This window comes from Vibrio methylphosphonaticus, assembly GCF_023634655.1.
Classification (GTDB): Bacteria; Pseudomonadota; Gammaproteobacteria; order Enterobacterales; family Vibrionaceae; genus Vibrio; species Vibrio methylphosphonaticus.
In genome coordinates this window covers 126,849-152,406 of record NZ_JAMKMS010000007.1, presented here as the reverse complement: position 1 = coordinate 152,406, position 25,558 = coordinate 126,849, and the positions used below count along the sequence as shown (strand labels likewise).

The window sequence follows — 25,558 nt, the reverse complement described above, 5'->3', positions numbered from 1 at the left end:
ATAAGATCCACTACTGAACCCACCCTAAGACATTCGTTACACTCATCGCACCGATTATACCAAGGCAGGTAGCGAGAGTAAGTAAGCTCGCCATAACAAAGCGAGCAATCCCCATATTTATATATCCCTTGAGCATGTCAGCCACCGCATTAATTAAGGGAAAGCCTGGTACCAACATAAGAACAGAAGATGCCATCACCAATTGAGGATGCTCTCCAATATCATGCAACACCGCTTGTGCCGAGATTAACGTGGTAATAAAAGCCGTCGCTGAAAAATTCAATAATGGATTGAAATGCCGGTGCCCAATCTCTTGTCTGACTATCATTCCAACGGAGGACGCTAAAAATGTCATCATAAATGCTGACCAATCACCACCCGCTAAGCGACAAAACGCCGCACACGAAAGGCCTATCATCACAACGACAACCCAACGGTTGTAGCGTTCAGGACTAATAGCATTCAGTTTTTTCTGCGCAAGATCATAATCGAGAATACCTTTCTCCATCATGATACATATCCGTTGTACTTGGGTTACCACTCGCATATTCAAGCCCTTATCGGGGCTTCTTCTCACCGTCGTTACACAATGCTCTTGATAGACGGTTGTGACCACTATTGAGCTTGCCGACAATGATACTTCAACCTCATCCATACCCGCCGCAATACCAATACGGTAAGTGATATGACCTACTAGAGTACTTTCCGCACCATGTGCTAATAACATTTGTCCCGATTGAGCAATTAAACGTGATACCGCACGTTGCTTAGAGTCCATTCCAATTTCACATTATTGATAGAAGATAAGAGGACTATTTTAAAGTGATTTAAGTAAGTAATATGTGAATTTTAGCCAAAATTGATCATTACTATCATCGACTTTATTATTCCTGTGACAAGTTCAAGGCGTAAATAATCAGTCGCCTTAAACTCACCAGATCTTCCATCAATTTTATATTCAGCCACAAATAACCGTGAATGCTCATCTCATCTCCCGCAATCGTCGGCATACTTTGCTTAAGTTCATTCATTAGTTTTTGAAGATCATGACCTGAAAAGTCGGAAACCAGTTCCCCCGTGATCGCAAGATTGGACAAGGATTTAATTTCAGAGTGTATTACTTTCTGACATTGGCTAAGCTCCTTTGACCAAAGCATGTTTAAATGACTGTTGCGGTCACTCCAGTAAGACGTATGCAATAGTTCAAAGGAATAGACCATATTTCTAAGATAGACTTGAGTAGCCTCGAATAATTGAGCATTCAGTTTAGACTCCTTAACTGATGGAGAGATCAAGCTTCGTAGTGTCACCATTTCTTTCATTAGATGCGTTTGATAACGCTCAATATTGGGCTTTTCTATCACGTTTGGGGAAGAGGAAAGCTGATAGATCGTCGAAAAGCTATTCAATGCAGCACCGAGTCTCATACGCCAATGTATGAATGCACGTTGAGGGTAAATAAAACAAAAGAATACAGCCAATGCACAGCCCAACGTGACATCTAAGCCTCGCCATAGTGCAACCTCAATATCATGGTTACTCGCCCCTATTGTGACAGCCAACGTGATGCCAACCAGTAAGCCTACGTAAGGCCGTTTTCCTAACGCAAAGTAAGCACTTAGGAACATCACAATACCGCACCAAAGATACATAAGTCCCAGCGACCATTGGCCTAAATATATTGCAAGCACACCTGATACAGCACCGATTAATGTACCTAAGGTCCGATGCCAAGCTCGAGGCAAAACATTACCAAGGTAAGATATGGGGCCAATGACCACCACTAATGTAATGAGAATCCAAGTACTTTCTGGTAAGTCTAGATAGGTCGTTGCGATGAGTGTAATAACGAACGCCGCTGAAATACGAATCCCGTGTACTACGCGATAGTATTTAAAGATAAACGCATCTGCTGTTGATATTTTACGGTTCAAATCCATTGATTCCGTATTCCTTATTAATGGCGAGTTTTAGTTATGAATGACTAGCATGATCCTCGCCATTGAGTTTGCCTGATAATACCCCTAACTCCAATGCTCATGACATAAAAAAGCCGCAACATTACATTGCGGCTTTTTTCATGTTTCACTGCTAACACACTTTAAGTGCGAAGCAAAGATCAGCGAGAGTTAGTCACGAACGTAGATGACATGTCCATCATCTTCTTCGTCGTCCCAGTCATCGAAATCATCACCGTCTTCGGTCACGACATCTTTACCAGCAATCGCATCTTTGTGGTAGTCATCCCACATGAAGTCAACTTTCTCTTCTTCAGAAATTTCTTCCTGAGCTCGAGGTAATGTCTCCATAAAGTCAGCCAGCTTGTAACATAGCTCTTTCGTGCCTTGCTTGTTCACTGCTGAAATCTTAAAGTGGTCGTCTTCCCAACCGAGCGCATCAATCACTTCTTGAATGATCTCGTCCGCTTCTTCTTCGGACATTAGATCAACCTTATTGAACACTAACCAACGAGGCTTACCAGCCAGTTTTTCACTGTACTGCTCAAGTTCGTCAATAATGGTGAGCGCGTTTTCAATAGGGCTAGACTGATCGATAGGCATAATATCAATCACATGCAGTAGCACTCGGCAGCGCTCTAGGTGTTTCAAGAAACGGATACCTAGACCTGCGCCATCTGCTGCACCTTCAATAAGACCAGGAATATCGGCAACAACAAAGCTTTTCTCTGGAACAACACTCACCATACCTAAGCTTGGAATAAGCGTCGTAAATGGGTAATCTGCCACTTTAGGCTTGGCAGCTGAGACTGCACGAATAAACGTCGATTTACCTGCGTTAGGTAGACCTAGCATACCCACATCAGCCAGCAACAAAAGCTCAAGTCTTAGCTCGCGTAATTCGCCTTTAGTACCCAGTGTCTTTTGACGTGGTGCACGGTTAACTGAAGATTTGAAACGAGTGTTGCCAAGACCATGCCAACCCCCTTTTGCCACCATGACTTTTTTGCCATGCTCAGCAACTTCAGCAACGATTTCATTGGTATGGATATCAACCGCGCGAGTACCTACCGGCACTTTCATCACTTTGTCTTTACCGCGTTTACCTGTACAGTTTCCGCCACGGCCATTTTGACCACGTTCTGCATCATAGAAACGCTGAAAACGGTAATCAATCAATGTGTTAAGGTTTTCATCAGCTTCGATATAAATGTCGCCGCCATCGCCGCCATCGCCACCGTCAGGGCCACCTTTAGCCACAAATTTTTCACGCCAAAAACTCACAACGCCGCTACCGCCGTCACCAGCTTGGACTTTTACTACCGCTTCATCTACGAACTTCATCTCTTACTCCGACTACTTCTTCGCGTGTATATCCTAGATATTTGATGTGTCATTCTGCGCGACTCAATACTACGTCAACGAACTACAAATAGACCCACACTCTAGGCTAAAACAATTATCACTACATTTTAGCAGATGACAGAGACGATTCCCCACTTAACCTATCCGAATTTGAGTAAGTAGAACTTCGTCTCTATCGACTGCTTATAAATAAAAAACCCTGCCGAATCGGCAGGGCTTTTGAATTCAGCTAGAAAGCTAACTTAATAATTGAGCACTAGGCCAATTATTAACCTTCGATGCTTACAAACTTACGGTTTTTAGGACCTTTAACTTCAAATTTCACTTTACCTTCAGTAAGAGCGAAAAGAGTGTGGTCTTTACCGATGCCAACGTTTGTGCCAGCGTGGAACTTAGTACCACGTTGACGAACGATGATGTTACCTGCAAGAACAGCTTCACCACCAAAACGCTTAACACCTAGGCGTTTGCTTTCTGAATCGCGGCCGTTACGAGTAGAACCACCAGCTTTTTTGTGTGCCATTGTTAAACTCTCCTAATCGATTAAGCGTTGATACCAGTGATTTTCACTTCTGTGAACCACTGACGGTGACCTTGTTGCTTACGTGAGTGCTTACGACGACGGAACTTAACGATTTTAACTTTATCGCCACGACCGTGTTGTACTACTTCAGCAACTACTTTGCCGCCCTCTACTAGAGGAGCGCCAACTTGGATCTCTTCGCCGTTAGCAACAAGAAGAACTTTATCAAATTCTACAGTTGCGCCAGTTTCAACGTCTAATTTCTCTAAACGAAGGGTTTGACCTTCGCTTACTCGGTGTTGTTTGCCACCAGATTGGAAAACAGCGTACATATTTTACTCCGCTTTTTCCGCACAGCCTTTTGATTGTTATTTGAACAATGAGGGTGTGCGCTAAACTAATCATCAATAGGGCGCAGATTCTACGCGAACCGTTAACCTATGACAAGCCATATTTTAAAAATTTTGGCGAAAAGCTAATCGCCAAAGAAAAGTGCGGCAATAATGCCTTTTAAGCATGTATTAATCAACGTTTTTTAGTGTATTATTCACCAAATTATAATGATCGACTAAGCCTTATAGGCTCTATGCTCAACCGGGTACGTAATGGATTTTAAAGCTATCCAATCACTAACAGCTAGTGACATGGTAAAAGTGAACGAAACGATTCAGGCACAATTGAACTCTGAGGTCAGCCTTATTAATCAATTGGGCTTCTACATTGTCAACAGTGGTGGAAAACGCATCAGACCACTTTTGGCTATATTGTCAGCAAAAGCCTTGGGCTATGATGGAAAAGCTCATACCACGGCGGCAGCCTTTATCGAGTTTATTCACACGGCGACTCTACTTCATGATGACGTTGTTGATGAATCCGATATGCGTCGTGGTAAGGCAACAGCGAACGCTGCCTTTGGCAATGCGGCGAGCGTCTTAGTTGGTGATTACATCTACACTCGCTCATTCCAAATGATGACCGGGTTGGGCTCACTACGCATTCTAGAATTGATGAGTGATGCGGTAAACGTTATAGCCGAAGGTGAAGTGCAACAGTTAATCAACTGTAATGATCCTAACACCACCGAAGCCAGCTATATGCAGGTCATTTATTCAAAAACCGCACGCCTTTTTGAAGCCGCCACCCAAGTTGGCGCCATCCTTAACGACGCTTCACCAGAAGTCGAAGCGGCGCTGCAAAACTATGGTAAATACCTAGGCACTGCATTCCAACTTATCGACGACGTGATGGATTACACGTCATCGGGTGATGACATGGGTAAAAATGTGGGCGATGACCTTGCAGAAGGTAAACCAACACTACCACTGATTCACGCCATGCAACACGGTGAACCAGAAGAAACCGCGATGATTCGAGAAGCCATCGAGAAATCAAACGGAATCGATAAAATCGACGCTATCCTCGCGACCATGCAACGAGTGGGCTCGCTAACCTACACTGAAGACCAAGCGTATAAAGAAGCTGACAAAGCGATTGCTGAGCTTACCGTGCTTCCTGAGAGTGTTTATAAAGACGCACTTGTCGCTTTAGCCTATATGGCGGTAAAACGCAGCGCATAATGCTTCTCCTGACTTAAATAAAAAAGCTAGACCATGAGCAAATGTTTCATTCCCTTATGGTCTAGCTTTTTCAACTCTCTGAGGTTTAGTTAGTAATATTGGTCACAGCCGTTATGAAGTTGTAGGTTTTCGTCAATCTCATCAACTGACAGTGCCCACTGCAGTTCACTGTCTGACGGCGCAACGAGTACTGAACCCGACACTTTATCTACCACCAGAATCTTCCCTACCCCATGCTGTGACTCTACCCACATACCTTGGCTAACGTCTTTAATATCCATGACTCTTCCTTTTTTTGATCGCACTTCTATATACCGACATAAATAGGGTATAGATCAAAAAAACCGATCTTTAAAAGATCGGTTTTGTATTAGTCATGCTTTCTTTAGCAAGAATGCTTATTTTGCGAATTCGATACCAAGTTCAATATCTTTATTCAACGTTTCAAGCATACCGTCAAGTGCTGCTTTTTCGTAATCGCTCAATTCGCCGTAGCTTAGGATGGCTTCCGCGCCATCTTTACCCAACTTCACTGGCTGTGCAAAGAATGGGGCATGCTCACCTTCACCTTCAACGTAAGCGCACTCAATCACGTTATCTTCACCTTGTAGGCCCTTCACTAGCGCTAGGCCGAATCGACAAGCCGCCTGTCCCATAGACAAGGTTGCTGAACCACCGCCTGCTTTAGCTTCTACGACTTCAGTACCAGCATTTTGAATACGTTTGGTCAACGCTTCCACTTCTTCTGGAGTGAATTCCACACCTTCTACTTGAGATAGTAAAGGAAGAATCGTCACGCCAGAGTGACCACCAATAACAGGTACGCGAACGTCGCCAGGATCTTTATCTTTTAAGCCCGCAACAAATGTTTCAGAGCGGATAACATCCAATGTCGTGATACCAAAGAGCTTACGCTTATTGTAAACGCCTGCTTTTTTCAGCACTTCAGCGGCAATAGGGACCGTTGTGTTAACTGGGTTAGTGATAATCCCGATGCACGCATCTGGACACACAGCGGCAATACGTTCAGCCAAAGACTTGACGATACCAGCATTCACATTAAACAGATCCGAACGATCCATTCCAGGCTTACGAGCCACACCAGCAGAAATCAATACAACGTCTGCACCTTCAAGTGCTGGCGTTGGATCTTCACCAGCATAACCCTTGATCGATACAGGAGTTGGTATGTGACTTAAATCAGCAGCAACGCCCGGTGTGACTGGTGCTATGTCGTAAAGGGCTAAATCTGAACCAGCAGGAAGGCGGTTTTTCAATAGAAGGGCTAAAGCTTGACCGATGCCACCTGCGGCACCAATGACAGCTACTTTCATGGGCGTTCTCCTTGAGAGGGATTCTCTTATTAATAGTTTTATAGGGTAATTTTTCATCAGTTAGAGAAAATCTATAATATTCACTAATCGATTACAATCAATTAACCTCAGCTTTGCGAGGTCGCGCACCTCACCAAATACGTGCTACTAAATTACCATGATAGGCAGGGAATAATAACCTTCTTTTTCCTTTGGTTTTTATTGAGTTATAGCACTTTATCTCGTTATAAATAATAGTGATATTGTCGACATAAACTATGGATTATTTGGTCAACAAACCGGTTCTGTGCAACAATAGGCGGATCACTGCAAGTCGGACCAATTTAAGAGGCGTTTATGCGCAATAATGATAAACAAGACAATCTCGTTCGCGCTTTTAAAGCACTACTAAAAGAAGAACGCTTTGGCTCACAAGGCGAGATAGTTGATGCACTAAAAATTGAAGGGTTTGAAAACATCAACCAATCAAAAGTGTCACGCATGTTAACAAAGTTCGGCGCAGTGAGAACACGAAATGCCAAAATGGAAATGGTCTATTGCTTACCCGCAGAACTCGGGGTACCCACCGTTTCTAGTTCACTACGCGAGCTCGTTCTCGATATCGATCACAACAACGCTATCGTTGTCATTCATACCGGTCCAGGCGCGGCGCAGCTCATAGCGAGACTGCTTGATTCACTTGGTAAAGCTGAAGGTATTCTTGGTGTTGTCGCCGGTGACGATACTATTTTCATCACGCCCACATTGAACATCACCACTGAGCATCTCTTTGAATCCGTTTGCGATTTATTTGAGTATGCAGGCTGATTTCAAACAGTAACATTCAGAATAATGTATCACGATACATGATGTTTCGTGATACACATCACATCTTAAATAATCAAAAATAACCACCCTAAAATACATCTAACTTATTGTTTTAATTTATTTATAACCCCAACATCAAACTCCACCACAACCTTCTAGCACAGATAAATCACCTATATTCATTAACAATATGATAATTTTCTTCCAATTTATTTGGTATGATTGCGCTACTTTTTCAACAAACGGATTGAAAAAGATGCCGTTTCCACATAGGAAACCTCTGAAGACGACTATAGTTATTCAGGGTTAGTAATGAATAAAGGAAGGGAAATTCATGGCATTGAAGAAACTTATCAAAATTGGCGCTATCGCAGCAGCAGTTATGGGCGCGGGTGCAGCTAATGCTCAAGAATTCATCACCATTGGTACTGGTTCAGTAACAGGGGTTTACTACCCAACTGGTGGTGCAATTTGTAAGCTGGTAAACAAAGGTCGTAAAGATCACAACATTCGTTGTTCTGTTGAATCCACAGGCGGTTCAATTTACAACGTGAACACGATGCGTGCCGGTGAACTTGACTTTGGTGTTGTTCAATCAGATTGGCAATATCATGGCTATAATGGTACGAGCAAATTTGAAGACCAAGGTCCGTATAAAAAACTTCGTGCTATGTTCTCTCTACATACAGAACCTTTCAATATCATTGCTCGCGCTGATTCTGGCATTGAAAATGTTAGCGATCTAAAAGGCAAGCGTGTCAACATTGGTAACCCAGGCTCTGGTGACCGTGCAACAATGGGCGTGGTAATGGATGCCATGGGTTGGACTAACAGCGACTTTAAACTGACGTCTGAGCTAAAAGGCTCTGAGCGTTCACAAGCTCTGTGTGACAACAAAATTGACGCGTTCGTTTACGTCGTAGGTCATCCAAACGGATCGATCAAAGAAGCAACAACCTCTTGTGATGCTCGTCTGATCCCTGCAACAGGTGTTGAAATCGACGAAATCGTTTCTGCCAACCCATATTACGCATACAGCTCTGTTCCTGCAGGTATGTATCGCGGCTCTGATCAAGATGTGAAGAGTTTCGGTGTGGCAGCAACAATGGTCACCACGTCAGATGTCTCTGACGAAGTGGCTTACAATGTCGCAAAAGCGGTCTTTGAAAACTTTGACACCTTCAAGCGTTTGCACCCAGCATTTGCAAACTTGAAAAAAGAAGACATGGTTAAAGCAGGGCTTTCGATCCCTCTTCATCCAGGTGCTGAAAAGTACTACAAAGAAGTCGGTCTTCTTAAGTAATACTCCAAGTAGGGAAGCATCGCTTCCCTACTGCTTTTTTGAATAACATTATTCAAAATAAATTGAACCAGATTTCTTATCTGGTTTGGCTATTTGGGCTCAACGTTCACAGCTCACTACTTTCTAGCCAAGCATACACAACAACGACCACACCTTCGCATCCTTTGACTACACTGTTAGAGGCAAGGTAGGGGTCTATACTTAAATGACTTGCAGAAACAAGTCGGCAATGCTGATTGCATCTCAATCGACATAAGAAACGATGTGATGACAATGAGCGCACCGACTCGCCATAGCTACAAGTAAAAAAGGCATAATCCGTTGTTGGGAAACATTGGACCATGAATAATAAAGGATAAAGTACATGACGCAGACATCACAACCGTCGCAAGATGTGCAAGAAATGGTCGCGCAAGCCGATACTGGAGCACGAAGCCCACAAGGAATACCAGCAAAGATCCTCTGGTTTGTCCCTTTGTGTTGGTCGCTATTTCAACTTTGGTATGCTTCTCCGCTGCCATTTATTTTTAATTTTGCCGTTCTCAATGATACTGAAGCACGTTCAATACATTTGACGTTCGCTGTGTTCTTAGCTTTCACCGCTTATCCTGCAATGAAATCTTCCCCAAGAGATCGGATTCCTGCGATAGATTGGGTATTGGCATTATTGGGCAGCTTTTCTGCCGCCTACATATTTCTATTTTATACCCAACTAGCCGAACGTTCTGGTGCACCGACTACCATGGATATTGTCGCGGCAGTCACTGGAATGGTCCTACTCCTAGAAGCAACCCGACGTGCATTGGGTCCTCCACTCATGGTTGTTGCAGCCGTATTCCTGCTGTACACCTTTGGTGGCCCTTATATGCCTGATGTCATCGCACACAAAGGGGCCAGCTTAAACAAAGCAATGTCACACCTTTGGCTTACGACTGAAGGGGTGTTCGGTGTCGCTCTAGGTGTATCCACGTCGTTTGTTTTCTTATTTGTGCTCTTTGGTGCGATGCTAGAACGAGCTGGCGCAGGCGCTTACTTCATTAAAGTGGCGTTCTCGTTACTTGGGCATATGCGCGGTGGTCCGGCAAAAGCGGCGGTTGTTGCCTCTGGTTTATCTGGGTTAGTCTCTGGCTCATCCATTGCCAACGTGGTAACAACAGGTACGTTTACCATCCCATTGATGAAGCGAGTCGGTTTTCCTGGAACAAAAGCGGGCGCCGTAGAAGTCGCCGCCTCCACTAACGGACAACTGACACCGCCTATTATGGGTGCGGCTGCATTCCTAATGGTTGAGTATGTGGGTATCTCCTATGTAGAAGTAATCAAAGCCGCATTGCTTCCCGCGCTCATTTCCTACATTGCCCTTATTTATATTGTGCACTTAGAAGCCTGTAAAGTTGGTATGACAGGACTTCCGAGACGTCACAACCCAACTCTAATACAAAGCCTTCTATCATTTACCGGTACCATTTTAGGGCTCTGTGTCATTAGTGCCGCCGTCTATTATGGAATTGGTTGGACTAAAGGTGTATTTGGTGATGCAGCCACGCCTATCGTTGGCGTAGCCTTGCTTGCTTCTTATATAGGCTTACTGAGAATTTCAGCCCGTTACGCCAAAGAAGGCGTGATGGAGATTGATGCAGAGTTAACCGAAGTCCCTGATCCAGGACCAACCATTAAATCTGGTTTGCACTTTTTACTGCCAATCGTTGTCCTAGTATGGTGTCTCACCGTTGAACGATTCTCTCCAGGGTTATCCGCATTCTGGGCAACCGTGTTCATGATTTTCATCTTGATCACTCAACGTCCGCTGATCGCGATCATGAGTAAATCGGATGATGTAGCACAACAAGCAAAAGCAGGATTTATTGATCTTGCCGAAAGCATGGTATCTGGTGCTCGTAATATGATTGGTATCGGTGTCGCGACTGCAGCTGCAGGTATTGTCGTAGGCGTCGTCACCTTAACAGGTATCGGTCTTGTCATGACCGACTTCGTAGAGTTTATTTCCGGAGGCAGCATCATTTTGATGTTGTTATTTACTGCGGTTATTAGCTTGATTCTCGGTATGGGATTACCGACTACCGCCAACTATATTGTTGTATCGACCTTGATGGCTCCGGTAATTGTCACGTTAGGTGCGGCTCATGGTCTGATTATCCCTCTTATTGCCGTCCATCTATTTGTTTTCTACTTTGGTATTTTGGCTGATGATACTCCTCCCGTGGGTCTCGCCGCTTTTGCCGCTGCCGCAATTGCCAAATCAGATCCAATTCGTACTGGTATTCAAGGTTTTACCTACGACATTCGTACCGCTATTTTACCATTCATGTTCATTTTCAATACTCAGCTCCTATTGATGGGTATTGATTCATGGTGGCACCTTGCGCTCACAGTTATTTCATCCATCATCGCGATGCTCATTTTTTCTGCGGCAACCCAAGGATGGTGGTTAACCAAAAATAAATGGTGGGAAACGGTATTACTATTAGTGCTGACGTTTACCTTTTTCCGACCAGGTTTTTGGTGGGACATGGTCTACCCGGCCAAAGTTGTTTCACCTGGGATTGAGATAGCGCAAATCACTCAAGAGCTAAATGTTGGACAATCCATCGAGTTACGAGTAGCTGGCGAAACATTTGATGGCAAAGCCGTTGCGAAGACGGTTCGTCTACCATTTGATGATAGCGCCAAGACAGCTGAAGATAGAATCGCCTCTATGGGACTCATGCTCACAGAAAATGACGGTAAGATGATTATCGACATGGTTGAGTTTGGCAGCCCTGCGGAAGCTTCCGGACTTGATTTTGATTGGGAAATCCAATCGATAATACAAGATGCGGAACGACCAATGAAAGAATGGATGTTTGTCCCAGCGCTACTCATACTCTTAGCCATGGCTATGAACCAAAAACGTCGAATTCGTAGGGAAGCGTTAAACGCGTAAGACAGATAAGGCTCCTTATAGTGGGAGCCTTAAATAAGGACAAAGCGACCTCACCTCGCGTGAACTAAGAAGAGAAATTACATGTATAAACAGATCCTTGTTCCTGTCGATCTAAATGACAAAGGCTTTTCCGATAAAGCGGTAGAAATCGCGGTTTGGCACGCCAAACATTCCAATGCGGAAATTCATCTTCTGAATGTATTACCAGGCATTCACATGTCGATGGTCGCAACATATTTTCCGAAAGATGCTGCGGCAAAAATGAAGAGTGATGTAAAAGCGCAGCTGAAGGCGTTTGCTGATCAACATATTGATGATGAAGTGATTTTTAAAGTTCACGTCGCCGAAGGTAAACCCTACGCTACTATTTTAGATTTTGCCGAACGCCTAGGGGCTGACTTAATCGTGATGCCAAGCCATAAGCGCTCAAAAATTGATAAAGTGGTCCTTGGTTCTGTGGCGAGTAAAGTGGTACAAAATTCACCAATTAACGTTTTGGTTGTCAAACCACAAACCGAAGAATCCTAAGATTTCGTCTTCATTAAAAAGGCAGTATACGCTGCCTTTTTTTATTGCTAACGAGTGATGAGGACATGCTAAGCGCTTATCTCCAGCGCCCTATCAACGATATAGACTACACAACACGATTGAGTCTTAAACCTTGTTGAAAAGCCTCTACATTCTCTACCAAAATATTACATAGCTTTTGTATTGAAGAGTCACTTCCCCATGCCACATGAGGCGTTAATAGTAATGTGGGCAAGTCATTATTCATGATCAAAGGGTTATCTTTTGGGGCTGGCTCCTGAGTAAAAACGTCAACGCCAGCTCCAGCGATTATGCCTTGATGCAACGCATCCACTAATGCGTGTTCATCGACTAAACCACCCCGTCCAGTATTAATGAGCACTGCCGTTGACTTCATTAACTCGAGTTCACGCTTAGCAATCAGATTCACCGTTGATTCTGTCAAAGGGCACAACAAACATATCGCATCAGACTCTTCAAGAACACGATCAAACGCCTGGTAACCCGCTCGAACCTCAGATGCGCCTTTTCGCTCAGCAAACACGACCTTCATCCCCACTGCTGACGCTAGCGTTGCGGTTGCTTGTCCCAGAGCACCTGAGCCGACAATTCCTAACGTTGATCCAGCCACATCTCGAATTGGATGCGTAAAGAAGCAAAACTTACCCTGTCTCTGCCATTCACCCTGAGCAATGTCATGATGATAAGCACTAATATTTCGAAACAGAGCAAACAACAACCCTATTACATGCTCGGGAACCGATTGAGTCGCATAACCCTGAATATTAGAAACGGCGATGCCCCGAGACTCACAGTAAGAAAGATCAATGTTATTAACGCCTGTCGCCGTCACAGCTATATGTTTCAGCTTACTTGCCTGCGCTAACACATCTTCACTTAATATGACTTTATTCGTCACAACGATATCCGCATCTGCAATTCGCTCTGCGATCTGCGCCGGTGCCGTTTCAGCATAACTCAACCACTGATGATCAAACGATAATGGCGCAATGTTAATATGAGGCGGGATAGTTTCTCGATCCAGAAACACGACCGTTGGTACGCTAGATTGGTTAGCATTAGGCTGATGTGAGTGTAAACCCTTTTCAGGGAGACTTTGTTTAGACAAGTCACGAGGTGTATCGGTCATAGCGCATCCTTAGCGAGTAGTGACCGATAGCCTTAACCCGGTCAAATCAACATTTTGGTAGGGTTTTATAATCCGGTAAAACAGGCGCGGGGTCAAAATGTTCAACCACCATTTGTTCAGCTTGCGGATAAAATTCGCACGGAACGAAGATTGAGCTCAACGCTAATGTTTCAGGATGATAAAAAGAGAGCTCCGTCGCGTGCAGTGCCAACGTATCGGAGTAGCACCTTGCTTCATCGTGCGCATAAAACTCATCCCCAACAATCGGATGTCCTATTGCCAGTAAGTGTACACGCAACTGATGGGATCGGCCGGTAATAGGAAACAAGCGTACAATACTGGTTTTATCGTCTTCTGACACGACCTGATAGTGCGTCTGTGATGGCTTACCATCTTGATAACAGACTTTTTGTCTTGGTCTATTCGGCCAGTCACAAATTAGAGGTTCATCAATCAACCCCTCTTTTTCCTCAAGCGTGCCCCATACTCGAGCGTAGTAAACTTTATGGGTCAGTCGATATTGAAATTGCTTCTTGATGGCACGCTCTGCTGGCTTATTTTTTGCCAGTAGCATCAACCCCGATGTTGACATGTCTAATCGATGCACCACTTGAATTTCCGGGTACTCCGCATGCAATCGGCTCCACATACTATCGTAATGCTCAACCGCTCTCCCTGGCACTGACAGCAGTCCAGAGGGCTTGTTTACCGCGAGAATATCTTCATCCTCATAGACGACATGAATCCAAGGGTCGGTGGGTGGGGTGTAGCTTAATATCGCCATAGTACTTACCGAGATATAGAGGGTTAAATACAGAAGAAAGGCCACAATTTGTGGTGTGCCTTTATCTTATACAACACGCAAAAACAAAAAATGCAGCCTACGCTGCATTTTTTAATTGTACTGCAAAGCCTTTGTTAGCATGCCAAGCTTAGTTGTGACTTACGACAATCAAGCGTAGCGAATCCAACTGCAATTGTGCGTTATTGATATAGCTATCTAACGCTTTAATCTGAGTATCAATCGCCTCGATTTCTTCATCGCGAATATTTGGGTTCACCGCTTTCAATGCCTGTAAACGCTCCAATTCACCATTAAGACTAGAGTACATGGCTTTGTGTGCTTGCTCTTTCGCCTGAGTAAGTTTCGGTTCCACGACACCGTTGCCCGCTTCAATCAAACGCACAACTTCACCTTGAACTGATGTCACAAGCTTACTCGCTAAATGGCGATTAACAGGGCTTAGTTGACGGTTGAAGCCTTCAAACTCGACCTGAGCAGACAAGTCGTTACCTCGGCCGTCAATCATCAAACGGATCGGCTCTGGTGGCAAGAATCGGCTAATTCCGCTACGCTTCGGCGCTTGTGCGTCCACCACGTACACCAACTCAAGTAAAATTGTACCCACAGGCAGCGCTTTGTTCTTCAACAAAGATACTGCACACGTGCCTACCCCTTCACTCATTAGGAGATCGATACCACCTTGAATCATTGGGTGCTCCCAACTGATAAAGTTCATATCTTCACGAGACAGCGCCGTATCACGATCGAAGGTAATAGTCGCACCCTCATAAGGCAAACCTGGGTAACTCGGTACCATCATGTGCTCAGACGGTGTCACCACCAAAGCATTTTCACCTTTGTCATCCTGGTTTAGGCCAATGGTATCAAATAAGCTTAACGCGAAGGTCACCAGATTCGTATCACCGTCGGTCGCCTTAATATCGTCCGCGATTTTCTGCGCCGCTTCGCCACCATTAGAATGCATTTCTAATAAACGGTCACGCCCTTGCTCTAAGTCGTGTTTCAGCTCTTGGTTGTATTGGCGAGAACCTTCAATCACCTCATCCAGTTCAGTCACATCACCAGAGGCCAGCATGTTCACAATTGACTCTTGATAACGATCATAGACCATTCGACCCGTTGGGCAGGTTTCAGCAAAAGCGTTCAACCCTTCATCAAACCAACGCGCTAGGATCGCCTGAGACGTCCCTTCTAGGTATGGTACATGCACGTCTATATCACGACTTTGCCCAATACGGTCCAAACGACCAATACGTTGCTCAAGCAAATCCGGGTTAAATGGCAAATCAAACATAACCAGTTGATTAGCAAACTGGAAGTTACGACCTTCAGAACCAATCTCACTACAAATCAGTACCTGAGCTCCGCCCTCTTCTTGAGCAAAATAAGCGGCCGCTTTATCACGCTCCAGAATGGACATGCCTTCATGGAACACCGTTGCTCGAATACCTTCTCGCTCACGAAGTGCCTGTTCAAGCTGCAAAGCTGTGCTTGAACGTGATGCAATAACAAGAACCTTTTCACTGCGTTTTGCTTGGATTTTTTCGATCAACCAATTCACGCGTGAATCGAACTGCCACCAGCTTGAATCTTCGCCTTCAAACTCTTGAAATATTTCTTCTGGGTAAAGCATCTTCATCGCGCGAGCTTCTGGTGCCATTTTGCCACCAATCATGCCCGATACACGCATCGACGTCGTGTATTGCTGTGGAATAGGCATCGGGACCAGATTCACATTTCGCGTTGGGAAACCTTTGATCGCCGCGCGCGTATTTCTAAACAGTACGCGTCCCGTGCCATGTCGGTCCATCAGGTTATCAATCAGCTCCTGACGTGCCGTAATTTTTTCGTCTTCATCCGCGCCACTTTCTAAGACATTAAACAAAGGCTCAACGTCTTGTTCAGAAAGCAATTCTGTAATTTGGTTTTTGGCTTCATTAGTCAATTTTTCGCCTGAAAACAGAGCCGTCACCGCGTCAGCAACCGGAGCATACTGATCTTCTTCTTTTACAAACGCATCATAATCAAAGAAACGATCAGCATCGAGCAAACGTAGACGGGCAAAATGGCTTTCACGACCGAGTTGCTCAGGCGTGGCCGTAAGCAGTAGTACGCCCGGCGTCTTATCAGCTAATGCTTCGATCACTTGATACTGGCGACTGGGTTTCTCTTGGCTCCACTCTAAATGGTGCGCCTCATCGACAACCAGTAGATCCCACTCACCCTCTAAGGCTTGCTCAAAACGCTTGCGGCTCTTACGCAAAAAGTCCAATGAACACAACACGAACTGCTGCGTATCAAATGGGTTATCCGCTTCGGCGTAAGCTTCAATACAGCGTTCTTCATCAAAGATAGAGAAGTGCATATTAAAGCGACGCATCATTTCAACTAACCATTGATGCTGCAGTGTCTCAGGAACCACAATAAGGACACGCTCAGCACGACCAGATAACACCTGCTGATGAATGATCATGCCCGCTTCAATCGTTTTACCTAGACCGACTTCATCAGCCAACAGAACGCGAGGCGCATGACGACGCCCAACTTCATGTGCAATGAAAAGTTGGTGTGGAATCAAACCAGCTCGCATACCACAAAGACCACGCATTGGGCTCTTGTGCTGCTCATGTTGATTGGTCAGTGCACGATAACGCAACACAAAATTGTCCATACGGTCAATTTGTCCGGCGAACAATTTATCTTGTGGCTTGTTAAAACGAATATGGTTGCTTAAAAAGATCTCACGCAGTGCCACGTCCGTTTCTTGGGTATCTTGGCGGGTACCAATATAAGTCAAAACCCCTTGGTCTTCCGACACATCCGCAACTTCTAAAGACCAGCCTTCTTGGCTATCTATAACATCGCCGACATTAAAAATGACTCGGGTTACCGGTGCATCACTACGTGCATAAACACGGTTTTCTTCCGATGCAGCAAACATCAATGATACTGTTCTCGCATCCAATGCGACGACCGTACCCAAACCTAAATCACTTTCCGTATCGCTAATCCAGCGCTGCCCTAAAGCAAATGTCATAGAACGAATACCTCACTCTTTTCGATATCTTTTGCGGTTGTTTGGCGGTAGCTCAGAGTCACTGTTGAGCTCACAACTCCGCCCAAATAATAGTAGATGATGACCAAAAATTGCGCATCCCTACCACTAGATGAAAGGTCGCTCATCTTACTTGAAGGCGTGATTTAGGTCACGCCAATTGCACGGAAAACCTCAGTTTTTTTTGTTTTGGTCACGTTGACATAAAACTGAAAAAAAATAGTGGCATTTGTTAACGGTAAGGTGAATTTTTTCACTTATACTCAAAGTGTAAACGTTACAAAGATGTTAACCCATCATGAACTTGTGAACGTATACAAGGATAAGCCATTCAATCTAACAAATGTTGATTGAAGCAACCAAAGTTGACTCACCGTGTACACAGACGAGCCAGCGAGTATCCAAAGCCTGATTCGTCTCAGCTGTGAGCAACTTGCCAGGACAACCGCGGAATGCGGCAAGGAGACTCTATGGGCGACACCGACCGTAAAATTTTTGTTCTCGATACCAATATCCTTCTTCACGAACCCTTCGCTATCTATTCATTTAAAGAACACGACGTCGTCATTCCAATGACGGTACTAGAAGAGCTCGACCGTATAAAAGACAGTAAACGCGACGTCGCGCGTGACGCGCGTGTCGCGATTCGGGCACTTGAAAATCTGTTTAAAGACGCCACGCCTGATGAAATATCCGAAGGAATCCCCTTTTCCCATGAGCAACAAGCAACAGGCACAATCTCCATACTGGCTGACTATATGCTGCACGAAACCTTCAAAGCATTTGCCGACAAGGAAGGCGATAACCGTATTCTAAACGCCGTTCTATACTTGCAAAACAAACGCGCGCCGCGTGATATCATCCTCGTCACCAAAGACATCAATATGAGGCTGCGAGCGAAGGGTGCTGGTGTGTTGTTTGTCGAAGACTATCGTACCGATCAACTCATTGACGATGTGGAATACCTATCCAAAGGCTTTCAAAAAATACCCGGTGATTTTTGGGAGGGGATCGACAACGTTGAGACCAGCGTTCTGGGCAGTAATACCTTTCACACTTTCAATCGGGAAACCATCGCGCCTTCGTATGTAAATCAGTATCTGGTTGATGAAGAAAGTGACTTCGCCGGTAGAGTTGCGGATATTCACGAAGATGACATCACGATTAAAGATCTCAGTCATGAACGCTTGCTGTCTCGCCAAGCTTGGGGAATACGACCGAAAAACACCTATCAAGGAATGGCAATGGATGCCTTACTCGATCCAGATATTGACCTTGTTATTTTAACGGGTGCCGCGGGGAGCGGTAAAACGCTGCTCGCGATGGCAGCAGCCCTTGAAATGACGATTGAAAAAAACATGTTTGATAAAATCATCGTGACACGTAACACACCAGATATCGGTGAATCGATTGGTTTTCTTCCTGGTAGCGAAGAAGAGAAAATGATGCCATGGTTAGCGGCGATTACGGATACGTTAGAAGCGCTACATAAGCATGACCACTGTACTGAAGGGTCATTAAAATACATTTGCGACAAAGCTAACATTCAATTTAAATCGATTAACTTTATGCGAGGGCGCTCGATACAAAATGCGTTTGTCTTGCTCGACGAATGCCAAAACCTTACCGCATCGCAAATTAAAACCATCATCACACGTTGTGGTGAAGGAACGAAAATTGTCTGTTCAGGCAACCTAGCACAAATAGACTCTCATTATCTTACTCCGGTCACATCAGGGCTTACCTATATGGTAGAGCGATTCAAAAACTTTTCGGGAAGCGCCAATATTCATTTAAATGGCGTAGTACGAAGCCGATTGGCTGAATATGCGGAAGAGAATTTGTAGATAGGTCCTGGGTCCTGGGTCCTGGGTCCTGGGTCCTGGGTCCTGGGTCCTGGGTCCTGCAGGATAATGCCTAGTATTAAAACGACTTCAATAAAAATCGCGGCATGTTGCCGCGATTTTAAACATTCTCTACTAAGCGCCCAAAGGCGATGGCAGAAATTTAGTCTGTACCACCGACGGTAAGTGCATCGATTTTCAGACTTGGCTGACCCACACCGACTGGGACGCTTTGACCCGCTTTACCACACACGCCAACGCCTCTGTCTAGGCTAAGATCATTACCCACCATTGACACCTGTTGCATTGCCTCAATGCCAGAACCAATCAACGTTGCCCCTTTCACTGGAGTGGTAATTTTCCCATCTTCAATCAAGTATGCCTCAGAGGCTGAGAAAACAAACTTACCCGATGTAATATCAACCTGACCACCACCAAAGTTAGGCGCATATAAGCCTTTCTTCACCGTCGAGATAATTTCTTCCGGTGTATGTTGCCCAGGCAACATGTAAGTATTCGTCATGCGCGGCATAGGTAAATGAGCGTAAGATTCTCGGCGTGCATTACCTGTAGGGTTCACACCCATTAAGCGTGCATTCAACTTATCTTGCATGTAACCCTTTAACACACCATTTTCTATCAAGGTGTTATATTGGCCATGTACCCCTTCATCATCCACATTGAGTGACCCACGCAGATCTTTAAGCGTGCCATCATCAACAATGGTGCAAAGCTTAGAGGTCACTTGCTGACCCAGTTTACCTGAGAACACCGACGACTCTTTACGGTTAAAGTCGCCTTCTAAACCATGACCCACCGCTTCATGTAATAAGACACCAGGCCAACCTGAACCCAAGACGACTGGCATTGTACCGGCTGGAGCATCAATCGCTTCTAGGTTAACCAGCGCCTGACGGATCGCTTCATCGGCATAGTGATAAGCCACCTGTCTGCCATTCTCGTCAGAGATAAAAAAGTCGTAACCATAACGACCACCGCCACCAGCACTCCCACGCTCTCGACGATCGCCTTTCTGAGCCAACACGCTGATAGATAAGCGAACCAAAGGTCTAACGTCCCCTGCTAATGTCCCATCCGTTGCCGCAACCAACATCTGCTCATAGACACCACTTAAACTCACCGATACTTCACTAACAAGAGGCTCTTTGGTACGGATGTAAGCATCTAGCTCTTTTAACAGCTCAGTTTTTTGCTGTTTTTCCCAGCTTTCTAGCGGGTTAACAGCAGCGTAATACACTTGATTATCGCGACGAGTCAACGCCTTAACTGAAGCGCTCTTTCCTTGCTGAGCAATACCACGTGCCGCCATCGCACTTTGCTTTAAGCCATCGAGGGTCAATTGGTCAGAATAAGCGAAGCCGGTTTTTTCACCAGTAACTGCACGAACACCAACACCGCGGTCGATATTAAACGAACCATCTTTAATAATGCTGTCTTCGAGGACAAGAGATTCATGCCAGCTAGACTGAAAGTAAATATCCGCATAGTCGATCTGGCGAGTCGCAATGCTGGCTAGTGTAGCTTCGATATCTTGCTCTGTAAGACCGGTTGGCCCAAGTAGCGCATCTTCTATGCGTTCCATATTCATACTCTTATTATGGTAATGAGTGTAGGTGTTGTTCAAAGCGAATATGTTTCGCCACAGGCATGGTTTGCCTGACTTCATGAACAACATCAAAATTTAAATCGGCAATGATGGTGCCAACCTGACCTTCAAGTTGACCTTGCACTTCTCCCCATGGAGAAATCACCATCGAGTGACCCCATGTTTCGCGGCCACAAGGGTGTGTACCACACTGATTCGCCGCTACAATCCAACACTGGTTTTCTATTGCTCGCGCTCGCAGCAAGACTTCCCAGTGAGCCTGACCCGTCACCGCAGTAAAGGCGGCGGGGACGACAATAACAGTGGCACCTTGAGCTCGCAATGCGCTATAGAGATGAGGAAAGCGTAAGTCATAGCAAATGGTCAGACCGATCGCACCAAAATTCACTGGCACCATGGCCATGCTGTTACCGGGTTTGAATGTCTCGGACTCTCTATATCGCTGGAATCCATCATCAACATCGACATCAAACATGTGCAGCTTATCATAGTGATTTAATCGCTGCCCGTTACCGTCAAACACGAGTGTCGTGGTCGTCACCTCTGACGCTGAACGTCGAATGGGGAAGCTTCCCACAATTAGATTCACGTTATTTGCTTTCGCGATTACCGCTAGTCGCTGTTGTAACTCCCCTTCTCCCAGCGGTTCTGCATGGTGGTGATACTCTTCTTTTTTACCGAAGACCAATGCGTTTTCCGGCGTGAGAATCCAAGTCGCACCTTGATGCGCAAGAAACTGAACCTGCTTGTCGATAAAGGCTAAGTTCTGTTTAGGATCTGGGCCAGAAGTCATTTGGATAATACCGAAGCGTTCCTTGCTCATGGATTACTTTTGCTCCTTTTTTAAATTATCAGGGAGTGTGTATTCCCCCTTACTTCTCGATATTTCACTCACGACGGGCGAGTCGAGTTTGCCTTTCACTGAGTAATTAACCCGAGTGACCACTTCAACCACAGGGGAAATGACCGTGGTTACCGCCAATACGACTAAGGCCGTTTGTGGCGTTACGGCAAACGCGGTAATAATCGGGATACCTGACGTCATATCAGGGGTAAAGTTAACTTCAGCATCCACCGTTTGAGCCGATAAATCGGCTAAGCCCTTTATTTTCATCTCCCCGGCAACGGCATCCATTTCAATGTCGTTAGTAACAAAGATACCATCGCGTATCTTGCCACTACCGGTAATGGAGTTAAACGCCATGCCTTTATCAAACACATCAGTAAAGTCTAGCTGCATCTTACGAATAATAGAGTCCAAACTAAATAACCCTAATAAACGTGCCGCGCCACTGACATCCGAAATCACCCCTTTGCCCAACTTCGTTTTAATCTCGCCATTCACGGTATCCACTCGCATCGACCAAGGAGCGCCGTCCCATGACAAGGTAGAGCTTAATTCAAAAGGCGCTCGTTGAATCCCAGAGGTAATACCAAAGCGTTCCATCAGATCGCTATTATTCTCACCCTCAACACTCAGGTTGACGTGACTTCTGCTTTGCTGTCCAGCCACCATCCAGTCACCGTCTATATTGACGGTATTCGTGCCACTACTTAGGTTGAGCTTATTCCAAACTAACTTGTTCCCCTGGCGAGATACGTCCATATCGACCTTGCCCACTTTATAACCCTGGAACCAAAAATCGTCTATTTTAAGCTTACTGTCAGGCAGCGAATTAAAGAAACTGCGATCAAATTCACTCACTAATGGCGCGGTTAAGTCCTCTTGCAATATGAGCGATTCATTTTTATCTGACGTTTCATTGAGCGACGGTAAGTAAATGTGTAATCGCTTTAACGCCACATAAAGCTCATTATCGTCACTGTAATTCGCCTGACCTTTGGCTTCTTGACTATCCAATTCAAACTGCCATCCGCCTTGCTTATGACGGGCATTAAAGTCGACGTCATGCCATTCAATACCAGCAAGCGTAAGCTCTTTCGCTTCAATATAAACACGCGTAGGTAGCGGAATGGTTGGCGTATTCAAGTCATCCAATATCGCCTTTTTGGCGCTTGGGGGTTGCTTCGCAAGCGCACTCCACTCATCAAAACTGAATCGGTCTGAGCGAACTTGAAAGTCATGACCAACAATCGGACTAATTTTGAAACCACCTTTACCCAGCACCAAGTTGGTCGCTTTCAATATTGGCGTTTCTTTTGTTATATCAATTTCAGTTTGATACTTCACAGAAGGGAGCTGTAATCGCGCCGAGATAGCCTGTTGGTTACCAGAAGCCTGTAATCTTGCTTTCCCTGCCTCACCAAATGCTTTCTGTAGTGGGTACGGGTAGTCACTGGCGAGCGTAACCAAATTGGCATTTAAATCTAACTGATAGGTAAAGCCAACATCATTAAGCTGTAGGTCTACATCCAAGCTCCAAGGCGTATGCCCTTTTAGACCACTGACAAAGCGCTCACCTACATAAGGCTCTAACGGCGCCATCGTCCAATCACCAATAGCATCAATATTAACGCCATACCCTTTACCTGAATTTTGACCATCAAAATCAAGAGTTATGGGTTGATCGAGTAGCGTCGCGGATAGCCCTTTGGCATTCACTACATCGTTATCGAAAGCGATTTTTCCCGACACTTTTTCTAGTGTCATTGGCGGGGCATCTATCTCAACATGGTTATCTTTAAGTTTGGCAAAACCCCACGCTCTAGAGGGAGTGGTGTCACCTGAAAACGGAATATACAACTGAAAATCAGCATCAACTTGCCCACTGACTTGAACGGCGGTCAATGCCGCACCAACGGACCCAACTAATGGTGTCGCCATCATATAGTCACGAACCGCGCTGCCGCTACCCGCCGCTTTCGCTTCAATCTCTAAATGTCCGTCACCGCGAAGTTCGGGGATACGACCTGTAATCCGCTTACCTTTGACCCCCATGAGCGTCGCCGCTTTCGAGTCAATGTGCATGGCTTCATTTTGAAATAACAAATCCAATTGAAGATCAGTCAGTGGTGGCCAATTAGTATCGAAACTGAACTTAGCATCACGCAAACCAACCCACGCCTGAAACATGCCATTATTATCGTTATACGGAAAATCAGACAATTGACCGTACCAGAGCAGCTTCGCGGTATTAACACGCCCCGCCTGAATAGCAGCAGACAAATAATCCGTTAAACTCTGGCCAAGCGCCAACGTAGGTAGATAGCGCCAGGTCTCTCCTGCATTATAGAGATCTGCCTCGGCATAAAATGATAGAAACGGGCTGCTATCTTTAGGAAAATCGAGTCGAAATGCGCCTAAAACTTGAATATCAGCAGTAGCAGCAGTGACTTTATCTGACCATAGTGACCAGCCCTTTTCGCCATGATTTTCCCAATGAATATCCACTAAGCCCTGCTTGATATTCAATGGGGCTTGAAACACGTCGCCATAAGGGAATTTATCATCAATGACCATTACCGTCGCTTTGGCTTTAGTCAAGTTGCCCGCCACACTGCCAGAGACATGAGAAAAGCCTGGTAGTAATGCCCATTGCGATAATGACATTTGCTCAAAGCTTGCCGAGTATTGAAGTGATTCTGGGCCATTTTGCTGCGAGATACGAATATCGTCGATTCGTCCGCCGGGGTTTAGCTTATCTAGCCATTCGGTGACCGTTGTATCCGGTGATAATGAAGCAAGCGGCTTTAGAGCGTCAATGTCTAACTGAGACAGATTCACCTGCCATTGATTTTGACGGTTCCAATCAAATGCAACATCCAATTCGGGCCAAGGAGTGTCATTAGTTCTTGCGGTAATTTCATGAGCATTGATTTGCCAACCCGTTTCAGAAGGAAGCAGGTGAAGCAGAGCCGATTCAAGCAGCAACTGGTTTTCAACGCCATTCTTCTCCCACATTAACTCGGAAGGCAATACTTCAATATATGCTTCTTTTGCGGTGCTTTTATCAAGAGTTAACCACGCTCTTAGGCTAGTATCCCCGCCCGTTATCCCTGTTTTCTTAGCGACTTCCTCGGTCAGCCATGGCGACACCGACATATTATCTAATGTGACGTAAAATGAACCCGTGACATCACTTAAACTGCCGTTATCAATAAAGTCCGCACGTACTTCTAATGAGTCTAGATTGGCATCAGCAATGGATACCGTCCCTTGTGCAAGGTGGCGATCGTTTTCATTTCGCCACTGCAGGTTGGTAATATCCAGCTCGCGAGGCTCTCCTGAGATGGCTTGATAAAAAATCGTTGATTCAGCGACCGAGAAGCGGTCAAGTTGTCGCAGTAAAATATTATCAAGTCGATTAATAATATCTTCGGCATTTTTAGCTGGCTCATTGCTAGCCGGTGGCTTCAGCTCGCTTTTATTGCTCGTCGCTTTAAGTAGATCAACAGTACGAATATCTAAAATCATACCGTTAATCGACATATCCGCAATAACAGGCTGACGCTGTATCACCGTTTGAACTAGGTCAAACTCAAGTTCCAAGTTGGCAACTTCGAACTTACTTTCTTCGTTTTTAGGTAGACCAACCACGACGCCCTGCAAGGAGATCGAAGGATGGGTATTGCGCCAAAAACCGCGAACATCGCTGATTGACACATCAAATCCCGTTCCTTGGTTTATCCAGGAAACAATCTCGGGCTGAACACGATTAAGCTGCGGTAAAGTAACGCGCAACACTGTGACCGTGGTAGCAAGCAACACTAACACGGTCAACAATATCCAAAGGAAAAAACGTACTAATTGATTAACGCGAGGACTCACACACTACTC

At 45.2% G+C, this 25,558-nt stretch carries 19 protein-coding genes; 6 read left to right on the top strand and 13 right to left on the bottom strand.

Annotated elements, in window-relative coordinates; all coding sequences use genetic code 11:
• Positions 1–10: 10 nt before the first annotated feature.
• The 5 genes from M9196_RS10375 to rplU form a co-directional block, all read right to left on the bottom strand.
• Positions 11–778: a threonine/serine exporter family protein gene (locus tag M9196_RS10375; protein ID WP_250617471.1), complete on the bottom strand. Its 768-nt coding sequence runs from the start codon at positions 776–778 to the stop codon at positions 11–13.
• Positions 779–884: 106 nt separating this feature from the next.
• On the bottom strand, positions 885–1,940 hold the full coding sequence (locus M9196_RS10370; RefSeq protein WP_250617470.1) for an FUSC family protein: 1,056 nt from the start codon (positions 1,938–1,940) through the stop codon (positions 885–887).
• 189 nt (positions 1,941–2,129) lie between these two features.
• A complete protein-coding gene (gene cgtA / locus M9196_RS10365; protein ID WP_250617469.1) occupies positions 2,130–3,302 on the bottom strand; it encodes an Obg family GTPase CgtA in 1,173 nt (390 codons plus the stop codon).
• A gap of 289 nt (positions 3,303–3,591) precedes the next feature.
• Positions 3,592–3,846 (bottom strand): 50S ribosomal protein L27, encoded by a 255-nt coding sequence (gene rpmA, locus M9196_RS10360; RefSeq protein ID WP_250617468.1) that lies wholly within the window; start codon positions 3,844–3,846, stop codon positions 3,592–3,594.
• A 20-nt stretch (positions 3,847–3,866) separates the two neighbouring features.
• Complete coding sequence (gene rplU, locus M9196_RS10355; protein ID WP_005437376.1) at positions 3,867–4,178, bottom strand: 50S ribosomal protein L21; 312 nt, start codon at positions 4,176–4,178, stop codon at positions 3,867–3,869.
• 273 nt (positions 4,179–4,451) lie between these two features.
• Between rplU and ispB the strand changes: the two genes are divergently transcribed.
• A complete protein-coding gene (gene ispB, locus M9196_RS10350) occupies positions 4,452–5,423 on the top strand; it encodes an octaprenyl diphosphate synthase (protein ID WP_250617467.1) in 972 nt (323 codons plus the stop codon).
• Between the two features lie 89 nt (positions 5,424–5,512).
• On the opposite strand, the gene M9196_RS10345 is transcribed toward ispB, so the two are convergent.
• Entirely contained in the window at positions 5,513–5,704 is a 192-nt protein-coding gene (locus M9196_RS10345; protein ID WP_250617466.1) for a hypothetical protein, read from the bottom strand.
• A gap of 117 nt (positions 5,705–5,821) precedes the next feature.
• The gene (gene mdh, locus M9196_RS10340) at positions 5,822–6,757 is read right to left on the bottom strand and encodes a malate dehydrogenase (protein ID WP_250617465.1); all 936 of its coding nucleotides are present in this window, start codon (positions 6,755–6,757) and stop codon (positions 5,822–5,824) included.
• A 336-nt stretch (positions 6,758–7,093) separates the two neighbouring features.
• On the opposite strand from mdh, the gene argR reads away from it, so the two are divergent.
• The 4 genes from argR to M9196_RS10320 all read left to right on the top strand — a co-directional run bounded on the left by argR (position 7,094) and on the right by M9196_RS10320 (position 12,339).
• Positions 7,094–7,564 (top strand): transcriptional regulator ArgR, encoded by a 471-nt coding sequence (gene argR / locus M9196_RS10335; protein WP_250617464.1) that lies wholly within the window; start codon positions 7,094–7,096, stop codon positions 7,562–7,564.
• Positions 7,565–7,898: 334 nt separating this feature from the next.
• A complete protein-coding gene (locus tag M9196_RS10330; RefSeq protein WP_250617463.1) occupies positions 7,899–8,867 on the top strand; it encodes a TAXI family TRAP transporter solute-binding subunit in 969 nt (322 codons plus the stop codon).
• A 364-nt stretch (positions 8,868–9,231) separates the two neighbouring features.
• Complete coding sequence (locus tag M9196_RS10325; RefSeq protein WP_250617462.1) at positions 9,232–11,811, top strand: TRAP transporter permease; 2,580 nt, start codon at positions 9,232–9,234, stop codon at positions 11,809–11,811.
• Between the two features lie 81 nt (positions 11,812–11,892).
• Complete coding sequence (locus M9196_RS10320; protein ID WP_250617461.1) at positions 11,893–12,339, top strand: universal stress protein; 447 nt, start codon at positions 11,893–11,895, stop codon at positions 12,337–12,339.
• Positions 12,340–12,445: 106 nt separating this feature from the next.
• On the opposite strand, the gene M9196_RS10315 is transcribed toward M9196_RS10320, so the two are convergent.
• The 3 genes from M9196_RS10315 to rapA all read right to left on the bottom strand — a co-directional run bounded on the left by M9196_RS10315 (position 12,446) and on the right by rapA (position 17,331).
• A complete protein-coding gene (locus M9196_RS10315) occupies positions 12,446–13,489 on the bottom strand; it encodes a D-2-hydroxyacid dehydrogenase (protein WP_250617460.1) in 1,044 nt (347 codons plus the stop codon).
• Positions 13,490–13,535: 46 nt separating this feature from the next.
• A complete protein-coding gene (rluA, locus tag M9196_RS10310; protein ID WP_250617459.1) occupies positions 13,536–14,273 on the bottom strand; it encodes a bifunctional tRNA pseudouridine(32) synthase/23S rRNA pseudouridine(746) synthase RluA in 738 nt (245 codons plus the stop codon).
• Positions 14,274–14,421: 148 nt separating this feature from the next.
• Positions 14,422–17,331 carry an RNA polymerase-associated protein RapA gene (gene rapA / locus M9196_RS10305; protein WP_250617458.1) on the bottom strand — a complete coding sequence of 970 codons (2,910 nt, stop codon included), beginning with the start codon at positions 17,329–17,331 and terminating at the stop codon, positions 14,422–14,424.
• 488 nt (positions 17,332–17,819) lie between these two features.
• On the opposite strand from rapA, the gene M9196_RS10300 reads away from it, so the two are divergent.
• Positions 17,820–19,196 carry a PhoH family protein gene (locus M9196_RS10300; RefSeq protein WP_250617457.1) on the top strand — a complete coding sequence of 459 codons (1,377 nt, stop codon included), beginning with the start codon at positions 17,820–17,822 and terminating at the stop codon, positions 19,194–19,196.
• Positions 19,197–19,356: 160 nt separating this feature from the next.
• Here M9196_RS10300 and tldD read toward each other — a convergent pair whose 3' ends face one another.
• From tldD to M9196_RS10285, 3 genes are read right to left on the bottom strand one after another with little or no spacing between them, the layout of a single operon-like run.
• Positions 19,357–20,802, bottom strand: a complete 1,446-nt coding sequence (gene tldD, locus M9196_RS10295; protein WP_250617456.1) for a metalloprotease TldD — start codon at positions 20,800–20,802, stop codon at positions 19,357–19,359.
• A 7-nt stretch (positions 20,803–20,809) separates the two neighbouring features.
• Positions 20,810–21,643, bottom strand: a complete 834-nt coding sequence (locus M9196_RS10290; protein WP_250617455.1) for a carbon-nitrogen hydrolase family protein — start codon at positions 21,641–21,643, stop codon at positions 20,810–20,812.
• A 3-nt stretch (positions 21,644–21,646) separates the two neighbouring features.
• Positions 21,647–25,549 carry a YhdP family protein gene (locus M9196_RS10285; protein ID WP_250617454.1) on the bottom strand — a complete coding sequence of 1,301 codons (3,903 nt, stop codon included), beginning with the start codon at positions 25,547–25,549 and terminating at the stop codon, positions 21,647–21,649.
• Between the last annotated feature and the right edge of the window lie 9 nt (positions 25,550–25,558).

Bases quoted from the DNA above. Each gene is read 5' to 3' on its own strand.
- M9196_RS10320 (WP_250617461.1), top strand. From the start codon at position 11,893: ATGTATAAACAGATCCTTGTTCCTGTCGATCTAAATGACAAAGGCTTT.
- rapA (WP_250617458.1), bottom strand. From the start codon at position 17,331: ATGACATTTGCTTTAGGGCAGCGCTGGATTAGCGATACGGAAAGTGAT.
- M9196_RS10330 (WP_250617463.1), top strand. From the start codon at position 7,899: ATGGCATTGAAGAAACTTATCAAAATTGGCGCTATCGCAGCAGCAGTT.
- M9196_RS10370 (WP_250617470.1), bottom strand. From the start codon at position 1,940: ATGGATTTGAACCGTAAAATATCAACAGCAGATGCGTTTATCTTTAAA.
- argR (WP_250617464.1), top strand. From the start codon at position 7,094: ATGCGCAATAATGATAAACAAGACAATCTCGTTCGCGCTTTTAAAGCA.
- rplU (WP_005437376.1), bottom strand. From the start codon at position 4,178: ATGTACGCTGTTTTCCAATCTGGTGGCAAACAACACCGAGTAAGCGAA.
- M9196_RS10325 (WP_250617462.1), top strand. From the start codon at position 9,232: ATGACGCAGACATCACAACCGTCGCAAGATGTGCAAGAAATGGTCGCG.
- rpmA (WP_250617468.1), bottom strand. From the start codon at position 3,846: ATGGCACACAAAAAAGCTGGTGGTTCTACTCGTAACGGCCGCGATTCA.
- rluA (WP_250617459.1), bottom strand. From the start codon at position 14,273: ATGGCGATATTAAGCTACACCCCACCCACCGACCCTTGGATTCATGTC.
- cgtA (WP_250617469.1), bottom strand. From the start codon at position 3,302: ATGAAGTTCGTAGATGAAGCGGTAGTAAAAGTCCAAGCTGGTGACGGC.
- M9196_RS10315 (WP_250617460.1), bottom strand. From the start codon at position 13,489: ATGACCGATACACCTCGTGACTTGTCTAAACAAAGTCTCCCTGAAAAG.
- M9196_RS10375 (WP_250617471.1), bottom strand. From the start codon at position 778: ATGGACTCTAAGCAACGTGCGGTATCACGTTTAATTGCTCAATCGGGA.
- tldD (WP_250617456.1), bottom strand. From the start codon at position 20,802: ATGAATATGGAACGCATAGAAGATGCGCTACTTGGGCCAACCGGTCTT.
- M9196_RS10290 (WP_250617455.1), bottom strand. From the start codon at position 21,643: ATGAGCAAGGAACGCTTCGGTATTATCCAAATGACTTCTGGCCCAGAT.
- M9196_RS10300 (WP_250617457.1), top strand. From the start codon at position 17,820: ATGGGCGACACCGACCGTAAAATTTTTGTTCTCGATACCAATATCCTT.
- ispB (WP_250617467.1), top strand. From the start codon at position 4,452: ATGGATTTTAAAGCTATCCAATCACTAACAGCTAGTGACATGGTAAAA.
- M9196_RS10345 (WP_250617466.1), bottom strand. From the start codon at position 5,704: ATGGATATTAAAGACGTTAGCCAAGGTATGTGGGTAGAGTCACAGCAT.
- mdh (WP_250617465.1), bottom strand. From the start codon at position 6,757: ATGAAAGTAGCTGTCATTGGTGCCGCAGGTGGCATCGGTCAAGCTTTA.